This is a genomic window from Acinetobacter sp. AOR01_HL, assembly GCF_027855455.1.
Taxonomy (GTDB): Bacteria; Pseudomonadota; Gammaproteobacteria; order Pseudomonadales; family Moraxellaceae; genus Acinetobacter; species Acinetobacter baumannii.
The window spans coordinates 102,964-119,932 of sequence record NZ_JAKTIM010000053.1 but is presented as its reverse complement, the minus strand read 5'-3'; the positions used below and the strand labels follow the sequence as shown (position 1 = coordinate 119,932).

Here is a 16,969-nt window from a genome sequence, read left to right as displayed (position 1 = left end):
ATTTAATAAATTAAAAGCCCGTGGATAAATCTGCGGGCTTTTCTATAGATACAAAATTCTAATGAATTCATTAAATTAGGACATCAATTTTTTAAGTTTTCTATGCCATCATAATCCATGTTGTAATCTAAGAGAAAAAATATGAAAACTAAACTTGCTACACTCATGTTGAGTTTGGCTTTTTTCGGTTCTGCTCATGCTGATGTTAAAACACTTGAACAAAATCTGAAGACAAATTATCCAGACCTCCCTGTAAAAGGTGTCTATCAGTCACCTGTCGCTGGAATTTATGAAGTCTATACAAGTGGCCGTATTGTTTATACCAATCAAGATGCAAAATACTTTTTTGTAGGCAATTTAGTTGATATCAAACAACAAAAAAATATGACAGAAGAGCGAATTGCCGAATTGGGTAAAATTGATGTTAAAAGTCTCCCATTAAATCAAGCAATTAAATACGTCAAAGGTAAAGGAGAACGTACTCTTTATATTTTCAGTGACCCTGATTGCCCTTACTGTCAACGTCTAGAACAAAATATGGTTGGGGTAGATAACGTAACGGTATATGTATTCTTATATCCGCTGACCAGCTTACATCCAAATGCTGAAAAGGTTTCTAATCAAATCTGGTGCTCTAAAAACCCTTCAGAAGCTTGGACAAATTATATGCTTAACCGTAAATTGCCAGCGGCTGGCAAAAGCTGTACAAGTCCAATTCAGAAAAATATTGCTTTAGGCCAGAAATTAAATATAGATGGCACACCAACTCTGTTCTTACAAGATGGTCAAAGAATCTCTGGCGTACCAAGTGATGCAAAACAGATTGAAGCATTATTACAGTCAGTAAAATAATCCAATACGCCACTCTCTTAAGTAGAGTGGCGTATTACTTTTCTCCATAGTTTGCTTTATAGACATCGTTTTATATACAAATCGGCTGTTTACTTTCGGCCATCAATATTTATGATGAGAAATTGAATTGAGCTAATACATCGATGGAATGATGTAGCTACAAAGTAAAAGGTTAAAAAGAAATGAAGAAATTACTTATCGCCAGTCTAATTGCCATTTCAAGTTCATCAATATTTGCAGCAGACACTACGACATCTGCAGCTAAAAACGATGTATTTAAACAGGCTGAGCAGCTATACGCAGCAAAAAATTATCCTGCTGCCTTTCAAGAAGTCCAACGTCTTGCACAAACAGGAAATGCTCAAGCCATCTATAACTTAGGCTATATGACACAAATGGGCCAAGGTACTGCCAAAGATAATGCCAAAGCTCTGAAATATTATGAAGATGCCTCAAATAAAGGTTATGCTCAAGCAAGTTACACGCTTGCACAAATTTATGAGACTGGTGAATTAGGTGTTGCCAAAGATAGCAACAAATTCAGTCAATATATTCAAAAAGCAGCAGCTCAAGGTTCTGATGATGCAACTGTCAAAATAGCGACCATTTTATTTGCACAGAAAAAACCTCAATCTCACCAAATTGCTTTACAAAAGCTAGCGCCTTTGATTAGAAAAGGAAACTACCCTGCTATTCAGGTCAAAGCGCTTTATGATATTAGTCAAGGAGTTGAAAATAAAAATCCTTTAATGAAACGCCAAGGCATTGAGGCTTTGCAAACAATTGCTCAAAAGGGTTATGCACCTGCATCTATGGCTTTAGCAACCATGATGGCGAATGGCAATATCATTCCTCAGAACCTGCCTCAAGCAAAACAGATCTTTACTGAGCTTGCTAAGCAAAATGTTCCTAATGCTAGAGAATCTTTAGCTTCGGTCGAAAAAATTATTGCTGAGAAGAATAAACAAGCTGCCGCCGCTCCTACGCAGCCAGCTCCTAAAAAATAGTAAAGAGACAATAGCCCCACATGGGGCTTTTCTTTTACCACCACAAGGCAATAAGCCCACTCACACCCATAAAGCCAATAATGGTACTAATCATTAAGGGGGTTAATGCTCTTTCATTTAAACCGTAGGCTTGCCCAAAAATACCAAAAGCGATTGGCATTGGCAACGCAGCAAGTAAAGTGCCAGCATATAACATCTCTTGGCTCACGTTTGGCAGTAAAAGGAACAGCCCAAAAATCACAACTGGCATAAGGATGACATTAAATCCAGCCAACAATATACTTTGGAAATTCACGGCGGTAATACCAATACCAACCAAGCTGCCACCAATAGCAAATAATGCTAAAGGCGAAGCTGTTCTTCCTAAAAGTTCTAAGGCTTGCCCAAGTTTTGAAGGCAGATGAATATCTAGCAAAATGCAGCTCATCCCAACTAAAATTGCAATAATTACAGGATTTTTAAGTAAATTAATGAATGTTTTTTTCAGTAAAGGCAAAAGCCGTTGCTGTTGATGCAAACCCGCTTCTGCCAAAATGAGCATTAAAGCAACTATTAATAAATTTTCGATAATTAAGGTTAAAGATATATAGATTGCAGCATGGCTCCCCATTAGCATGGTTAGAATCGCTGTACCCATAAAACCTGTATTTGACATAGAAGCGCCCATCGATATGACTGCACTATGTGTTAGGCTATTTTTAAAATACTTGCGGTAAAGGATAAAAGCCAAAAAAAACAAGATTAAAGAGCCGCCACCATAAGCTATAAAATAAGCTGGGTGCCAAATATCTTGTAAGTTTTTATTGGCTAAAGATTGGATTAAAAAAGCAGGTAAAGAAATTTTAATAACAAATGCACTCAGAGCCTTAATTTGTTCAGGTGTTACCAGTTTAATGAGGACACTACAGTACCCCATCAATAATAAAATCAAAATTGGTAAAATTACCTGAAAAACCACAGACTACTTCCTCACTCATTTCAAAAGAAAAACGGGCAAATCTTAATTTGCCCGAATATTAAAAACTAAAAAGAATCAAAAAGCTGTTTTAAGCCATGTGGTTGGCAACGCAAATATTGAGGAGCAATTTTGACTTTTGCCCCTAATGTAGCTGCAGCATGCCATGGCCAACGTGGGTCATATAACATTGCACGAGCAAGACCAATAGCATCAGCTTGCTGGTTTTCCAGAATTTGTTCAGCATGTTCTGGCTCAGTAATTAGCCCTACAGCAATGACTGGAATAGACACATGCTTTTTAACTTGTTCAGCAAATGGAACTTGGTAACCAGCCCCAATCGTAATAGATTGATGCTCATGCAAACCGCCACTAGACACATGCACATAGGCTGCGCCCAATTGCTCTAAAGCTTTTGATAAACCAACCGTAGATTCAACATCCCAGTGCTCGATACTCTCTAACCAATCGGTTGCAGACAGTCTAACACCAACAGGATAACCTTCTGGTACAGCGAGTTTAATTGCCTGAAGAACCTCAAGAGTCATACGCATACGGTTTTCTAAAGAACCGCCATATTCATCAGTACGCTGATTGGCAATTGGCGATAAGAATTGATGTAGTAAATAACCATGCGCAGCATGAACTTCAATCAACTCAAACCCAGCTTCTACAGCACGTTTTGCAGCCGCTGCAAAGTCTTGTTGAACTTGTTTAATCTCAGCAATGGTCAAAGCATGTGGTGCAGCATCATGCACTGAAAAGGTACTTTCACTTGGAGCAACCGTTTGCCAACCATGAGGCTGATCTTTTGCAATCTGACCTTTACCTAACCACGGCTTTTCAGTAGATGCTTTACGTCCTGCATGTGCTAACTGAATTCCAAATGGCATCGGCGAAAGTGTATGAACCTTAGCTAACAACGTTTTAATTTTGTCACGTTGCTGATCATTCCACAGGCCAAGGTCAGCATAGCTAATCCGACCTTCAGGTTGTACAGCAGTTGCTTCTACAATACAAAGGCCTGCACCAGACAATGCATAATTTGCCCATTGCTGTTCATGCCAATAGGTAATTTCACCATCATCTGTTGCCGAATATTGGCACATCGGAGCAATTACAATTCTATTGACCAGTTGTAGTGAACCAAAGTTAACCGTTTCAAATAATTTTGCCATTTTTAATTCCTAGAATTGCTTAATTACACGTAAACCTGCACTCCAGTTACGTCCATCTGCTGGTTCAAAGTAACGTCCATTACCATCATTTACGATCACTGAACCTGCATAGTTTTTATCAAATAGGTTATCTACATGGGCAAAGCTATTCACTTTCCAGTCGCCCATTACCCATGCATAACCCACATTAGCTGAGGTTACACTGTAGCTTGGCGCTGCGTCACTGTTGGTATCATTCACGTATACTTTATCCATATACTGTACATCTACACCGCCATATAGTCCGTGCGGTGGCTGCCAAGCCAAAGAGGCATAAGCTTGGTTTTTAGCAATTCCAGGGATAGCATTACCCGCAGGAATTGCTGAAGCGAGAACTTTTTCGTCTTGATCAAGTTTTTCAGGAACGTTCGCATCAAAAGTCGCATCTAAATATGTATAGCTTGCAGTCGCAGTTAAATCTCGCCACAACTTTTTATTCCAGGCAAACTCTAAGCCTTCACGTAAGGTTTTATCTGCATTACGGAATGTTGAACGCCCATCTAAGCTTCCAGCTGAAACAATATCATTCTTAGTTTTTGTTTGGAAAACTGCTAACGTAAAATCACCTAAATGGTTTTGTGACTTTAAGCCTGTTTCATAGGTATTGCTTGTGGATGGTTTTAAATCAAAGTTAAAACCTGACTTTGAAGTATCAGTCTGATAAGCCATTTCAGTAAAAGTTGGCGTTTCAAAGCCTTTGGCATAACTCACATAGGCCAGGAGTTTAGGTAAAATTTGCCAGCTTAAAGCAGCAGAAGGTAAAACTTTATCGTAATCTGTTTTGCCACTATCATCACCGTTAACAGTGCCATACTCATCAGGCCCTGAAGTAAAATGATCTTTTGAGTTGTAATGGACATTGCTATAGCGTACACCCGTGTCTAAACGCCATGTTGGTAAAAACTGCCATGACGCTTGTAAATACGGGTCAATATTCCATAAAGTATTATCTTCATCTCGGCGTAAATTACCTTTCACCCCATAAACATCATTTGTATTAAAATTTTCAAAACCTTTACGTTCTTCATCCATTGCATCAAGTGCAACACCGACACTTAGAGTGGTATTTGGAAGTAACTCTTTGCCCGTCCAACGGAAGTCAGCACCATAATAATTACGTTCAAAATCAATGACTCCACCAGCATGCTTAGGACTCTTTTGACCTGTATAAACTGGCTTATCATTTTTTAACGTTACTTCACCTTTTGGAATAGATTGATATTGAGTAACTTGGCGATTACCTAAATATGCCATGGCATAGAGTTCATTTTTATCATTAATCGGTTTAGACCAAGTTATACCTGTTTGAGTTTGCTCAATATCTTTGCGCGCGTTAAACCCCATTTTTTTTACATAAGGAGCAATCTGTTTTGGGTTTGCTTGCCAATCCTTACGCTCCAACCCCATTGGATCGTCTGCATGAATTTTTACATAGTTGGTTACCCAGTTGATTTTACTACCATCATCAAGATTCCAACTGAGTTTTGCATTATTTAGTACTTTTTCTGCACCGCTATGTTCTCGGTAACCATCAGTGTCGAAATACGATGAACTAATAACATAGCTTGGTTCATTCGCACCCTTTGCTCCACCTTGTAGCACGAGCCCTGCTCGGCTTTTATCGTGGCTGCCTCCCGAATAACTTAGCTCAATTGAATCTTTGCCTTGTCCTTCTTTAGTAGAAGTTAAAATTGTCCCACCCGATGAGTTTCCATAAAGTGAAGAAAAAGGTCCTGTTAGAACTTCAACATGGTCCAGACTACTTAAATCGATATTAGACGTTTGGCCTTGTCCATCCGGCATTGTTGCAGGAATACCGTCGACATATAAACGAATACCACGGACACCAAACGTAGAACGTGCACCAAAACCACGCATAGATAGCTGTAGATCTTGCGCATAATTTTCACGGTTACGAATCTGTAAACTCGGTATGCCCTTCACAACTTCAGTTAAATTTACTTGTGAAGAACTATCCACTTGAGGTGCCTCGATTCGGAAAACCGAAGCTGGTGTTTGTAAATAACCGGTGTCAGTACGTGTCGCTTCCACATGTAAAGTTGGTAATTTGGCAACGTCTGAATTTAAGTCTTCTGCCCAAACAAGTGGGCTAGAAATACAGCCCATACTCATCAAAATACAGTAATGAAGTCGGTCTAAGCGTAATAAGGACATGCTTATTTCCTTTATTTATATTGTAGTTATGATAACAAAAAGCAGTGTCTTGTCTGGATATAGAATTCGGTCTACATTGTTGTAAATCTGGAACGCTCGTTTTGCCATATAAATTTGTTTGCCGAATGAGAATTATCGACTTAATGATGGATGATCTTTCCAGCAATACCGTTCAGGCCAGTCTTTTGCTTCTTCGGCATAATCAATTCCAATACGTGGCGTTAAAACCACTTCTGGCTGTGTAATGGCTGCTTCAATCCATAGTCCAGATTCTTCACCTAAAGTCTGGCCTTTTAAGGTCCGATCAATGCCCAAATAACGCGTCAGTTTGCCGGGTCCAGCCAAAAGCTTATATTCTTTTTTAGTTGAAGCACTATTTAAAAATACTGATCGAATCATCACTCCTTCAGGTACACCTTCTGTTTGAGTAATAATATTGAGCATTTCATACATGCCATAAATTAAATAGACATAAATGGTACCACCATGGCGATACATCACCTCTGTCCGTGCGGTACGTTTGTCATTGTAGCTATGGCAGGCTTTATCGCGAACGCCCAAATAAGCTTCTGTTTCACTAATTGTACAGCGGATAACTTGTCCATCCGGCTGTCGCTTACATAATACGCAGCCGATTAAATCATATGCTACTTCCGAAGTTTCTCGTTGAAACCAGCTTAATGGTAAAATATCTGACATAGTATTCTCTGAAATATTACATACCACACGTTATACTTGATTAATCCAGTATATCTGTTAATTTCGCGAGTTGGCATGCCTGAGTTACCCGAAGTCGAAACCACCAAAACCAGTTTATTTCCATTATTGAATCAAAAAGTTCTAAGTGTTGAAGTACGCAATCCTAGCTTACGCTGGCCTATACCAGATAATGTTCAGAAACTTGTTGGACAACGTCTCATCGGGTTAAATCGACGTTCAAAATATATTTTGGCAGAGTTTGAACAAGATCAAATGCTCTGGCATTTAGGAATGTCGGGTAGCTTTCGCCTGTGTCAACCAAATGATGAACTGAGAAAACACGATCATCTCATTATTCAATTTGAAGATCAGCAGTTACGTTACCATGACCCACGTCGTTTTGGCTGTATTCTTTGGCTTAACCCTGAAACTCAAGGCAAACTCATCGATACTTTAGGGCCAGAGCCTTTAAGTACTGACTTTCATGCAGAATATTTAGCTTCTAAACTCAAGAATAAATCTGTCGGCATAAAAATTGCACTCATGGATAATCATGTAGTGGTTGGTGTTGGCAATATCTATGCAACTGAAAGCTTGTTTAATGTTGGCATTCATCCAGCACAGCCCGCTGGTGATTTAACCATGCAACAGATTGAGAAACTGGTTGTTGAGATTAAGCGAATTTTGAAGTCAGCAATTGATTTAGGCGGCTCGACTTTACGAGACTACAGCAATGCCATGGGTGAAAATGGTTATTTTCAACAGACTTTACTCGCTTATGGTCGTGCCGGTGAAATGTGTGTTAACTGTGAAACCACATTAGAAAACTTAAAACTTGGTCAGCGTGCCAGCGTATTTTGTCCACAGTGCCAACCACTTAAAAAGCTGAGAAAGCCTTAATTTTTTGGAGGAAGACAACATGCAAACAGCAATTGTCCGACATATTTTAGTCAAAGATAAAGACTTAGCCGAACAACTGAAAAAGAAGCTACAAAGTGGTGCTGACTTTGCCAAACTTGCCAAACAATACTCCACCTGTAATTCGGCAAAACGTGGTGGTGAACTTGGTGAAGTCAAAAAAGGGCAATTGGTGCCTGTCATTGACAAAGTAGTTTTTACGGCTGCTGAACGTGTATTACAAGGTCCAATCAAAAGCCAGTTTGGCTATCATCTCTTAGAAGTTAAATTCAGAATGACTGGCTTACGTTGATTTCAGCATTTTACTTGTAATTGTGAGAAGCTTTAGCCTGCATATTGATTTGATATGTCCAGGCTTTAACATACTCACCAGATTCTAATTTTATATCTGCTGTCACACGTTGGTATTGAAAGCCTTCAAAATCATCTAACATTTGCCAGTTTTCTGCTAACTTTTCTGTGCTAAACAAATAGCCTTCTACCCAATCTGCTTCGGGATCTAACTCTAAAGCTTTTAAACCTTTGTCTGGTCCCCAATCTAAAATATGAATCACTCCTCGTACACTCGCTTTTGTCCAGTTACCACCAATCTGCTCTAAAATATGAGCATTTGCTTTATTAGGGCATAAAGTTCCATATACAAAAAGCTGATTCATTAATTTATGTTCCTTGTTCTATCTGCTTAGCTAAACTTAACTGTGATTTAGCAAGTTTATCAATATCTCTAGTCCAGTATAAAATGCTATGTAATAAAAAACGGTACTCTAGGTACCGTTTTTTATACTCAAATTCTTTTTATTAAGCTTGTTTTTTCAACTCATCACGAATTTCACGTAATAATTGGATATCTTCTGGAGTTGCAGCTGGAGCTTCTGGCTCATTCTTATCACGGCGAAGTTTGTTTAATAATTTCACCATTAAGAACACAACCCAAGCCAAAATCAGGAAGTTAATTAAAATGGTCAGGAAGTTACCATAAGTTAATACATTGATACCTGCTTTTTGTAGGGCATCTAGAGATTGTAAGTTATTAGGATTTGCACCTAACACGATAAATTTCTGCGAGAAATCAACGCCACCACCAGTAATTACAGTGATAAGCGGCATGATGATATCTTTTACTAACGAGTCTACGATTTTGCCAAAAGCACCACCAATAATTACACCAATGGCTAAATCCATCATATTGCCTTTAATGGCAAATTCTTTAAATTCTTGAATAATACTCATCTAAACATCTCCAGATGTAGGGGGGAGGAACACATCATATTTTTCTTTTTTCACTGGCCTCTTATCCGTCTAGATAGTACTCGCCATGATATTGATAATTTAATATTTTTTTCAAAAAAAGAAAGCTATTTCACACTTTAACAACATATTTGCTTACAAGAAAAATATGACTTTAAGTTTACTTTCAGCCTTATCAGTAAGCAATAAAAAACCGCTAAACGAATTTAGCGGTTTTTCTTTTTCATTTAAGAAAATTATTTATCACGGTTACGTTTACGTTCGTTTTCAGTCAAGTAACGCTTACGGATACGAATTGATTTTGGAGTAACTTCTACTAACTCGTCATCTTCAATAAATTCAAGAGCTTGTTCAAGCGTGAATTCAATTGCAGGTGTTAAAGTTAAAGCATCATCAGTACCAGACGCACGAACGTTAGTTAACTGTTTCGCTTTAGTTGGGTTTACAACCATATCGTCTGAACGAGAGTTAATACCTACGATCATACCTTCGTAAACTTCTAACTGTGGTTTAGCGAATAAACGACCGCGGTCTTGTAAGCTGAATAACGCATAGCCCAAGCATGTACCTTGAACCATAGAAATCAACACACCGTTTTGACGCTTCGCAACAGTACCTTGTTTAAGAGGACCATAGTGAGAGAAGCTTGAAGTCATAATACCAGTACCAGAGGTCATGGTTAAGAATTCAGAACGGAAACCAATTAAACCACGTGAAGGAACAGTTGCTTCAATACGGATACGGCCTTTACCGTCAACTTCCATATTGGTCATTTCGCCTTTACGGTGACCCATTTGTTCCATTACAGCGCCTTGGTGCTGCTCTTCAACGTCAAACGTTACGTTTTCGTAAGGTTCTTGTTTTTCACCATCAATTTCTTTAATGATTACTTGCGGACGTGATACACCTAATTCGAAGCCTTCACGACGCATGTTTTCAATTAAAACTGAAAGGTGAAGTTCACCACGGCCAGATACTTTGAAACGGTCTGGACTGTCAGTATCTTCAACACGTAAAGCTACGTTGTGAATTAATTCGCGGTCAAGACGCTCACGAATATTACGTGAAGTTACGAATTTACCTTCTTTACCAGCAAACGGAGAGTTGTTTACTTGGAAAGTCATAGACACTGTAGGTTCATCTACAGATAAAGGTGGTAATGCTTCAACGTTTTTCGGATCACAAATCGTGTCAGAAATGTTAAGTGCATCAATACCAGTAATACATACGATATCGCCCGCAGATGCAGAATCAACATCAATACGCTCTAAACCATGGTAACCCATGATTTTTAAGATACGACCGTTACGTGTATTGCCTTCTTTGTCAATTACAGTAACAGGAGTATTTAGTTTTACAGAACCACGTTGAATACGGCCAACACCGATAACACCTACGAAGCTGTTATAGTCAAGTGATGAAATCTGCATTTGGAATGGACCATCAACATCAACAGCTGGTGGCTCAACGATGTCTACAATCGTTTCGAACAACGGAGTCATGTCTTCTGCAAGCTCTTCAGGAGCAGGACCCGCTACACCACGTAAACCTGATGCATAAACGATTGGGAAATCAAGTTGCTCATCAGTTGCGCCAAGGTTATCAAACAAATCAAATACTTGATCGATTACCCAGTCTGGACGCGCACTTGGCTTGTCAACTTTGTTGATAATCACGATTGGTTTTAAACCACGAGCAAAGGCTTTTTGAGTCACAAAGCGAGTTTGTGGCATTGGGCCTTCTTGTGAGTCAACAAGAAGTAGTACGCAGTCAACCATCGACATTACACGTTCTACTTCACCACCGAAGTCGGCGTGTCCCGGGGTATCTACGATGTTGATACGGTAAGTTGTATCTGTACGTTTGTCTAACCAAGTAATAGCGGTGTTTTTCGCTAAGATGGTAATACCACGTTCACTTTCAAGCGCATTCGAGTCCATGACACGCTCAATCTCGCCTGCTCGGTCACCGAGAGCACCTGATTGCTGAAGTAGTTTATCGACAAGTGTGGTTTTCCCGTGGTCGACGTGCGCAATAATTGCGATATTACGGAGATTTTTGATATCTGACATGAAAATTCGAAACGCCTAAAATTTGAGGGCAAATTATACAGAAAAACACTACTCTTGAGTAGTGACAGTTTATTGACATTGACAAAAAAATTTTCCAATAGTCTGTATTTCGTTTTGTAAAGATAGGTATCTCGATTAGAATAGCGCCAATTTGCGAAATTGCGGCGTATTTACTCCCATGTCCAATCAACCATCACAAGACCGTCTTGACCTCGTTTATGGGCTAGATGACCGACCAAAACCGTTCGTGGCTTTTTTGGCAGCCTTTCAACATTTGCTTGCAATTATTGTCCCGATTGTTACTCCCGGGCTTCTAATTTGCTTAGCACTAGGCGTTCCACGAAATGAAACCAATATGATTTTATCAATGTCTTTGGTCATTTCAGGAATCGCGACTTTCTTACAATGTAAAAAAGTTGGTCCGTTTGGTGCAGGCTTACTTATTGTTCAAGGTACAAGTTTTAACTTTATTGGCCCGATTATCGGTATTGGCAGTGCAATGGTTGCTGCAGGTACACCAGTCAATCAAGTTATGGCTGCTATTTTTGGTGTTGTAATTGCAGGTTCATTTATTGAAATGGGCGTATCACAAATTCTCCCATGGGTAAAAAAGCTAATTACTCCCCTTGTGACAGGTATTGTGGTACTCCTGATTGGTCTAACGCTCATTAAAGAAGGTTTGATTAGTATGGGCGGTGGTTATCAAGCCATGCAGGACCATACTTTTGCCAGTGCTGATAACCTTATAATGTCGTGTACGGTTCTTGCTATTATTATTGTCCTAAACCGTATTCGTATTGTCTGGATTAAAAGTTCAGCTATTTTAATTGCTTTAGTGATTGGCTACATTCTTGCCGGCTTTATGGGATATCTAGACTTCTCTGGTCTAAAAGATGCGCCCGTGATTCAAATTCCGACACCGATGCATTTTGGCTTAAGCTTCTCATGGGGCTTATTTATTCCAATGGCATTTATTTATTTGGTTACGTCTTTAGAAGCAATTGGTGACGTAACGGCAACCAGTAAACTATCAAACCAACCTGTAGATGGTCCTCAGTGGATGCAACGTATTAAGGGTGGTGTGTTAGTAAATGGTGCAAATTCACTACTTGCTGGCCTATTCAATACTTTCCCAAGCTCCGTGTTTGCCCAAAATAATGGTGTTATCCAATTAACTGGCGTAGCAAGTCGTTATGTAGGAATCTGGATTGCTGCTTTACTCATTTTATTAGGTCTATTCCCTGCTGTAGCTGGGGTAATACAAGCTGTTCCACAAGCCGTATTAGGTGGAGCAGTTATGGTAATGTTCGGCGCTGTTGCTGCCTCAGGTATTAATATTCTTTCATCAATTCATTTAGACCGCCGTGCTCTTTTAATTATTGCGATTTCACTTGCATTAGGCTTGGGTGTTGCTCAAGTGCCACAAATTTTGGAGCATCTGCCAGAATTATTTAAAAATATTTTTAGTTCCGGCGTAGCAACAGGCGGTATTGCAGCATTAATTTTAAATGTTGTACTCCCAGAAACACATAAATAACCAATTTTAATTTTGATTACTGCCCAGTTTTCACTGGGCATTCTTCTTCATGAGAGATGTACATGGACCCTAGAAGTGAAGTGATATTAAGACAACAAGACTATTTAAAAGGTAGGGTCTTGTTAATTAATGCACCGAATGACGCCCTAGTCAGTCAATTACCCACTGAGATTGATGCATCAGTCTGGACATGGAATTATGCTGACTATCAGGGTTTTGTGAATGCAGGCACACCAGCTCATTTCTCGGTTGAGTTTCCATCACAAGAATTTGATCAGGCTATAATTTTTGTTCCAAAATCAAAAGAGCTTTTAAACTATATATTGCATGTAGTGATGAGCCATCTGAAAATTGACCAATCAGTTTTTTTAGTAGGTGAAAAAAAAGGTGGTGTTGAAAGAGCTGCCAAACAACTGCAAAACTTTGGCAAAATACTTAAACTTGATAGCGCTCGACATTGTCAGTTATGGCATTTAAGAATTGAGAAAACTGAAAAGATCAAACCTCTTGAAAGCTGGTTAAAAACCTATACTGTTCAAGTAAATGAGCAAGAACTTACCATTTGTGCCTTACCCGGCGTTTTCAGCCAAACTCATCTAGATGTCGGAACGGCTGTTTTACTCCCTTATCTAAATCAGGTGAAATCAGGTAGAATTGCCGACTTCGGGTGTGGAGCTGGAATTATCAGTTGCTATTTGGCAAAAGCAAATTCAAGTAATATTATCCATGCCCTAGATATTGATGCCTTCGCTTTACAGTCAACGGAAATGACTTTTAGTCGAAATGGAATAGGTTCAGACCAGTTGAGATTGCAGCCTGTTACAGGAATTGCAGACGCCCCAACAGAACTTGATGCCATTGTCAGTAATCCTCCCTTCCATCAGGGTATTCATACCAACTATGATGCAAGTGAAGGACTCTGCCAGAACGCTAAAAAACATTTAAAGGCATCAGGTGAGCTATGGATTGTAGCGAACCGTTTTTTAAACTATCCGATCTTAATTGAGAAGCACTTTGGTCAGTGTGAGATTAAAACTGATCTTCAAGGCTTTAAGGTGTTATATGCCTGTGCATAACAAACTATGTAAGGAATCTCCATGAGCGAAACACATGCTCCTGAAAAACTCCAGCGTAAGCTTGGGGCTCGTCATCTGAATATGATCGCCATTGGTGGTTCCATTGGTACAGGTCTTTTCCTTGCTTCTGGGTCAACCATTGCAAATGCAGGTCCAGGTGGGGCGTTACTCGCCTACTCCCTCATTGGTATTATGATTTACTTCTTAATGACCAGTTTAGGTGAACTTGCGACACACACACCAACATCAGGTGCTTTCTTTACCTATGGAAGTCGCTATGTCGAAGAGGGTTTTGGTTTCGCTCTAGGCTGGAACTACTGGTACAACTGGGCAATTACGGTTGCGTTTGAACTCGTTGCCGTACAGTTTATTATGAAATTCTGGTTCCCAGATGTTCCCGGATTCTATTGGAGCGCACTCTTTCTCGTCATTATCTTTATGATTAATGCGATGACCGTAAAAGGATTTGGTGAAAGTGAATTCTGGTTCTCCATGGTTAAAGTAATTGCCATTGTTGCCTTTATTATTATTGGTATCGCCATGATTATTAAGATTATGTTGACACCAGGAGTAGCAACTTTTGGCAACTGGACTTATAAAGAGGCACCATTCGTAGGTGGTTTACAAGCCATGATTGGGGTAGCCATGATTGCCGGGTTCTCATTTCAGGGAACCGAGATGGTGGGTGTTGCAGCGGGTGAATCAAAAGATCCGAAGAAGACGATTCCGCTTGCAATTAAACAGATTTTCTGGCGAATTTTATTATTCTATATCTTGTGTATTTTCATTATCGGCACCCTTATTGCCTATGATGATCCAAACTTATTACAAGCAGCAGCAACAGAAAATATTGCTCTTTCTCCTTTCACCTTACTTTATGAAAAAGTAGGTTTTGCTTTTGCTGCAAGTTTAATGAATGCAGTTATTTTGACTGCTATTTTGTCGGCAGGTAACTCGGGCATGTACTCTTCTACCCGTATGTTATTTGATATGGCGCAACAAGGCCGTGCACCAAAATGGTTTGCAAAACTCGATAATCGTGGTGTTCCAATGAATGCGTTATATGCAACTACATTCATTGCTGCATTCTGCTTCTTAACGACTTTTATCGGAGAAAAGCAAGTCTTTAACTGGCTCCTCAATATGTCAGGAATGTGTGGTTTCATTGTCTGGTTAGGTATTGCAATTTCGCATTATCGTTTCCGTAAAGGTTATATTGCTCAAGGTTATAAATTAGAAGATCTTGCATACCGCGCTAAGTTTTTCCCATTCGCACCTTGGTTTGCCTTTATCCTCTGTTCTGTCATTATTTTAGGACAAAACTACCAAGCGGTTTTAGGCGGTAAAATTGACTGGATTGGCTTACTTTCTACTTATATCAGCTTGCCTTTATTCTTAGTAATCTGGCTTGGATATAAATGGAAAAATAAAACTAAATTAATTCCTTACGATCAAATGGATGTAAAACCAGAGCAAGATTAATACTGAGTTCAAGTAATTAATCAGCGCTTATCAAAGGTCAAAAACTTGATCTTTAGTTAAAAACAGGTAAAATGCCGTTCAGATTTTCAACGGCACTTTTTAAAAAAGGAGGACATCATGCCAACACTACAAGGTAAAACACAGTAACGATTTGGCACGATGTCAGCTCACGGACAAGTGTACAAATTTAATTCACTTGTCCGAATGCTTGAATTTAAGACCTAGCATTCGCTAGGTTTTTTTATGCCTATTCGGACAATAAATAAGAGAATAATTATGGGCATACAAAAGATATTAAACGAAGAGGCACAATATGGTGTCCCCGTTAAAATTTTCACTCAAGACATAGATAGTGAAAGTATTGAACAACTCAAGAAGATGGCACAACTGCAATTTATATATTCTCATATTGCTGTTATGCCTGATGTGCATGTTGGAAAAGCTGCAACTGTAGGCAGCGTCATTCCTACTAAACATGCCATTATTCCTGCTGCAGTGGGTGTAGATATTGGCTGCGGAATGAATGCTATTCGTTTGAGCCTGAAAGCTTCACAACTTCCAGATAACTTAAGTCGCTTGCGGGACGCCATTGAACGGAAAGTGCCGGTTGGATTTGCTTTGCATAAACAAGTCAAAGCGAAAGCTTCTAGCATTATTCCACTTGAAAAACGCTTAGAACCTATTATTAGAAAGCATCCGGGTCTTGTCCGAATGCTTCGTCAGTTTGAGGCAACATGGCAAAAACAGTTGGGCACTCTAGGCGGCGGTAATCACTTTATAGAGTTATGTATTGATGAAAATCAAGATGTATGGGTGATGCTCCATTCGGGTAGCCGAGGTCTTGGTAACGTCATAGGTACTTATTTTATTGAGTTAGCCAAAAAAGAGGCACAACATCGCTTTGGGCACGTGCCTGATAAAGATTTAAGTTATTTTGCTGAAGGCTCGCAAAGTTTTAATGATTATGTAGAAGCCGTAGAGTGGGCTCAAGAATATGCTTTTGAAAATCGTAAAGAAATGATGCGATTAATATTAGAAGCAATTCGCCCTCTTCTACCTTCTTTTCAAATGACGAAAGAGGCAATCAATTGTCACCATAACTATGTGAGTCAAGAAACACACTTTGGTGAAAACCTTTTTGTTACAAGAAAAGGGGCGATTAGAGCAGGTTTAGATGAGTTAGGAATTATTCCAGGCTCTATGGGAGCACGCTCGTACATTGTTAAAGGTAAAGCAAACCCTGAATCTTTTTGTTCTTGTTCTCATGGAGCTGGCCGCAAAATGAGCCGAAGCAAAGCAAAAGTTCTTTTTAATCAGCAGGACTTGATTGAACAAACACAAGGGATTGAATGCCGTAAAGACAGTGGTGTAGTCGATGAAATTCCAAGTGCCTATAAAGATATTGATGAGGTTATAGCCAATCAGGCAGATCTCATTGAAGTCGTTCATACTCTTAAACAAGTTTTATGTATTAAAGGTTAAGACATGAAAATTAAAGAAATGCCGAAAATTAAGGTCCGTAATCAAGTAGCTCTATCCCCTCTACTTCACAAAGGTGGTATGCACGAAACAGAAAAACCTCGTGCTCAACATCGTAGAAATAGACAAGATACTAAACAGCAATTGAAGAAAGGGGTTTGGTAACTATTTTAAGTAATGATTGGAAGAGATTATGAATCAGGAGATTTACAAATGACCAAATATTTTAAAAATCGCCATAAAAAAAGCGAC

Annotated in this window: 16 protein-coding genes; 9 read left to right on the top strand and 7 right to left on the bottom strand. The window is 39.2% G+C overall.

What is annotated here, in order from left to right:
* The first annotated feature begins 141 nt into the window (after positions 1–141).
* On the top strand, positions 142–852 hold the full coding sequence (locus MKL62_RS17225; protein WP_000850476.1) for a DsbC family protein: 711 nt from the start codon (positions 142–144) through the stop codon (positions 850–852).
* Between the two features lie 182 nt (positions 853–1,034).
* Positions 1,035–1,859, top strand: a complete 825-nt coding sequence (locus tag MKL62_RS17220) for a tetratricopeptide repeat protein (protein WP_000734697.1) — start codon at positions 1,035–1,037, stop codon at positions 1,857–1,859.
* Between the two features lie 34 nt (positions 1,860–1,893).
* On the opposite strand, the gene MKL62_RS17215 is transcribed toward MKL62_RS17220, so the two are convergent.
* The 4 genes from MKL62_RS17215 to MKL62_RS17200 all read right to left on the bottom strand — a co-directional run bounded on the left by MKL62_RS17215 (position 1,894) and on the right by MKL62_RS17200 (position 6,905).
* Positions 1,894–2,817, bottom strand: coding sequence for an AEC family transporter (locus tag MKL62_RS17215; RefSeq protein WP_000231860.1), 924 nt, complete (start codon positions 2,815–2,817; stop codon positions 1,894–1,896).
* 65 nt (positions 2,818–2,882) lie between these two features.
* A complete protein-coding gene (locus MKL62_RS17210) occupies positions 2,883–3,992 on the bottom strand; it encodes an NADH:flavin oxidoreductase/NADH oxidase (RefSeq protein ID WP_001096162.1) in 1,110 nt (369 codons plus the stop codon).
* Positions 3,993–4,001: 9 nt separating this feature from the next.
* Positions 4,002–6,206: a TonB-dependent receptor family protein gene (locus MKL62_RS17205; protein ID WP_000055229.1), complete on the bottom strand. Its 2,205-nt coding sequence runs from the start codon at positions 6,204–6,206 to the stop codon at positions 4,002–4,004.
* 132 nt (positions 6,207–6,338) lie between these two features.
* Positions 6,339–6,905, bottom strand: coding sequence for a DNA-3-methyladenine glycosylase (locus MKL62_RS17200; RefSeq protein WP_001280164.1), 567 nt, complete (start codon positions 6,903–6,905; stop codon positions 6,339–6,341).
* Between the two features lie 75 nt (positions 6,906–6,980).
* Between MKL62_RS17200 and mutM the strand changes: the two genes are divergently transcribed.
* A complete protein-coding gene (gene mutM / locus MKL62_RS17195) occupies positions 6,981–7,805 on the top strand; it encodes a bifunctional DNA-formamidopyrimidine glycosylase/DNA-(apurinic or apyrimidinic site) lyase (RefSeq protein ID WP_001114566.1) in 825 nt (274 codons plus the stop codon).
* Between the two features lie 19 nt (positions 7,806–7,824).
* Positions 7,825–8,115, top strand: a complete 291-nt coding sequence (locus MKL62_RS17190; protein WP_001192454.1) for a peptidylprolyl isomerase — start codon at positions 7,825–7,827, stop codon at positions 8,113–8,115.
* Positions 8,116–8,125: 10 nt separating this feature from the next.
* Here MKL62_RS17190 and MKL62_RS17185 read toward each other — a convergent pair whose 3' ends face one another.
* The 3 genes from MKL62_RS17185 to typA all read right to left on the bottom strand — a co-directional run bounded on the left by MKL62_RS17185 (position 8,126) and on the right by typA (position 11,143).
* Positions 8,126–8,479 (bottom strand): gamma-glutamylcyclotransferase family protein, encoded by a 354-nt coding sequence (locus MKL62_RS17185; protein ID WP_001072494.1) that lies wholly within the window; start codon positions 8,477–8,479, stop codon positions 8,126–8,128.
* A gap of 142 nt (positions 8,480–8,621) precedes the next feature.
* Positions 8,622–9,053 carry a large conductance mechanosensitive channel protein MscL gene (gene mscL / locus MKL62_RS17180; RefSeq protein ID WP_000022555.1) on the bottom strand — a complete coding sequence of 144 codons (432 nt, stop codon included), beginning with the start codon at positions 9,051–9,053 and terminating at the stop codon, positions 8,622–8,624.
* 254 nt (positions 9,054–9,307) lie between these two features.
* Complete coding sequence (gene typA, locus MKL62_RS17175) at positions 9,308–11,143, bottom strand: translational GTPase TypA (protein ID WP_001280092.1); 1,836 nt, start codon at positions 11,141–11,143, stop codon at positions 9,308–9,310.
* 178 nt (positions 11,144–11,321) lie between these two features.
* Between typA and MKL62_RS17170 the strand changes: the two genes are divergently transcribed.
* From MKL62_RS17170 to MKL62_RS17150, 5 genes are all read left to right on the top strand, one after another.
* A complete protein-coding gene (locus tag MKL62_RS17170) occupies positions 11,322–12,680 on the top strand; it encodes a uracil-xanthine permease family protein (protein WP_000070856.1) in 1,359 nt (452 codons plus the stop codon).
* 62 nt (positions 12,681–12,742) lie between these two features.
* The gene (locus MKL62_RS17165; protein ID WP_000371526.1) at positions 12,743–13,756 is read left to right on the top strand and encodes a methyltransferase; all 1,014 of its coding nucleotides are present in this window, start codon (positions 12,743–12,745) and stop codon (positions 13,754–13,756) included.
* Between the two features lie 21 nt (positions 13,757–13,777).
* Entirely contained in the window at positions 13,778–15,238 is a 1,461-nt protein-coding gene (locus tag MKL62_RS17160) for an amino acid permease (RefSeq protein WP_000004971.1), read from the top strand.
* Between the two features lie 276 nt (positions 15,239–15,514).
* Positions 15,515–16,720, top strand: coding sequence for an RtcB family protein (locus MKL62_RS17155; protein WP_005127974.1), 1,206 nt, complete (start codon positions 15,515–15,517; stop codon positions 16,718–16,720).
* A 3-nt stretch (positions 16,721–16,723) separates the two neighbouring features.
* Positions 16,724–16,882, top strand: coding sequence for a hypothetical protein (locus MKL62_RS17150; RefSeq protein ID WP_000692859.1), 159 nt, complete (start codon positions 16,724–16,726; stop codon positions 16,880–16,882).
* Positions 16,883–16,969: the final 87 nt, after the last annotated feature.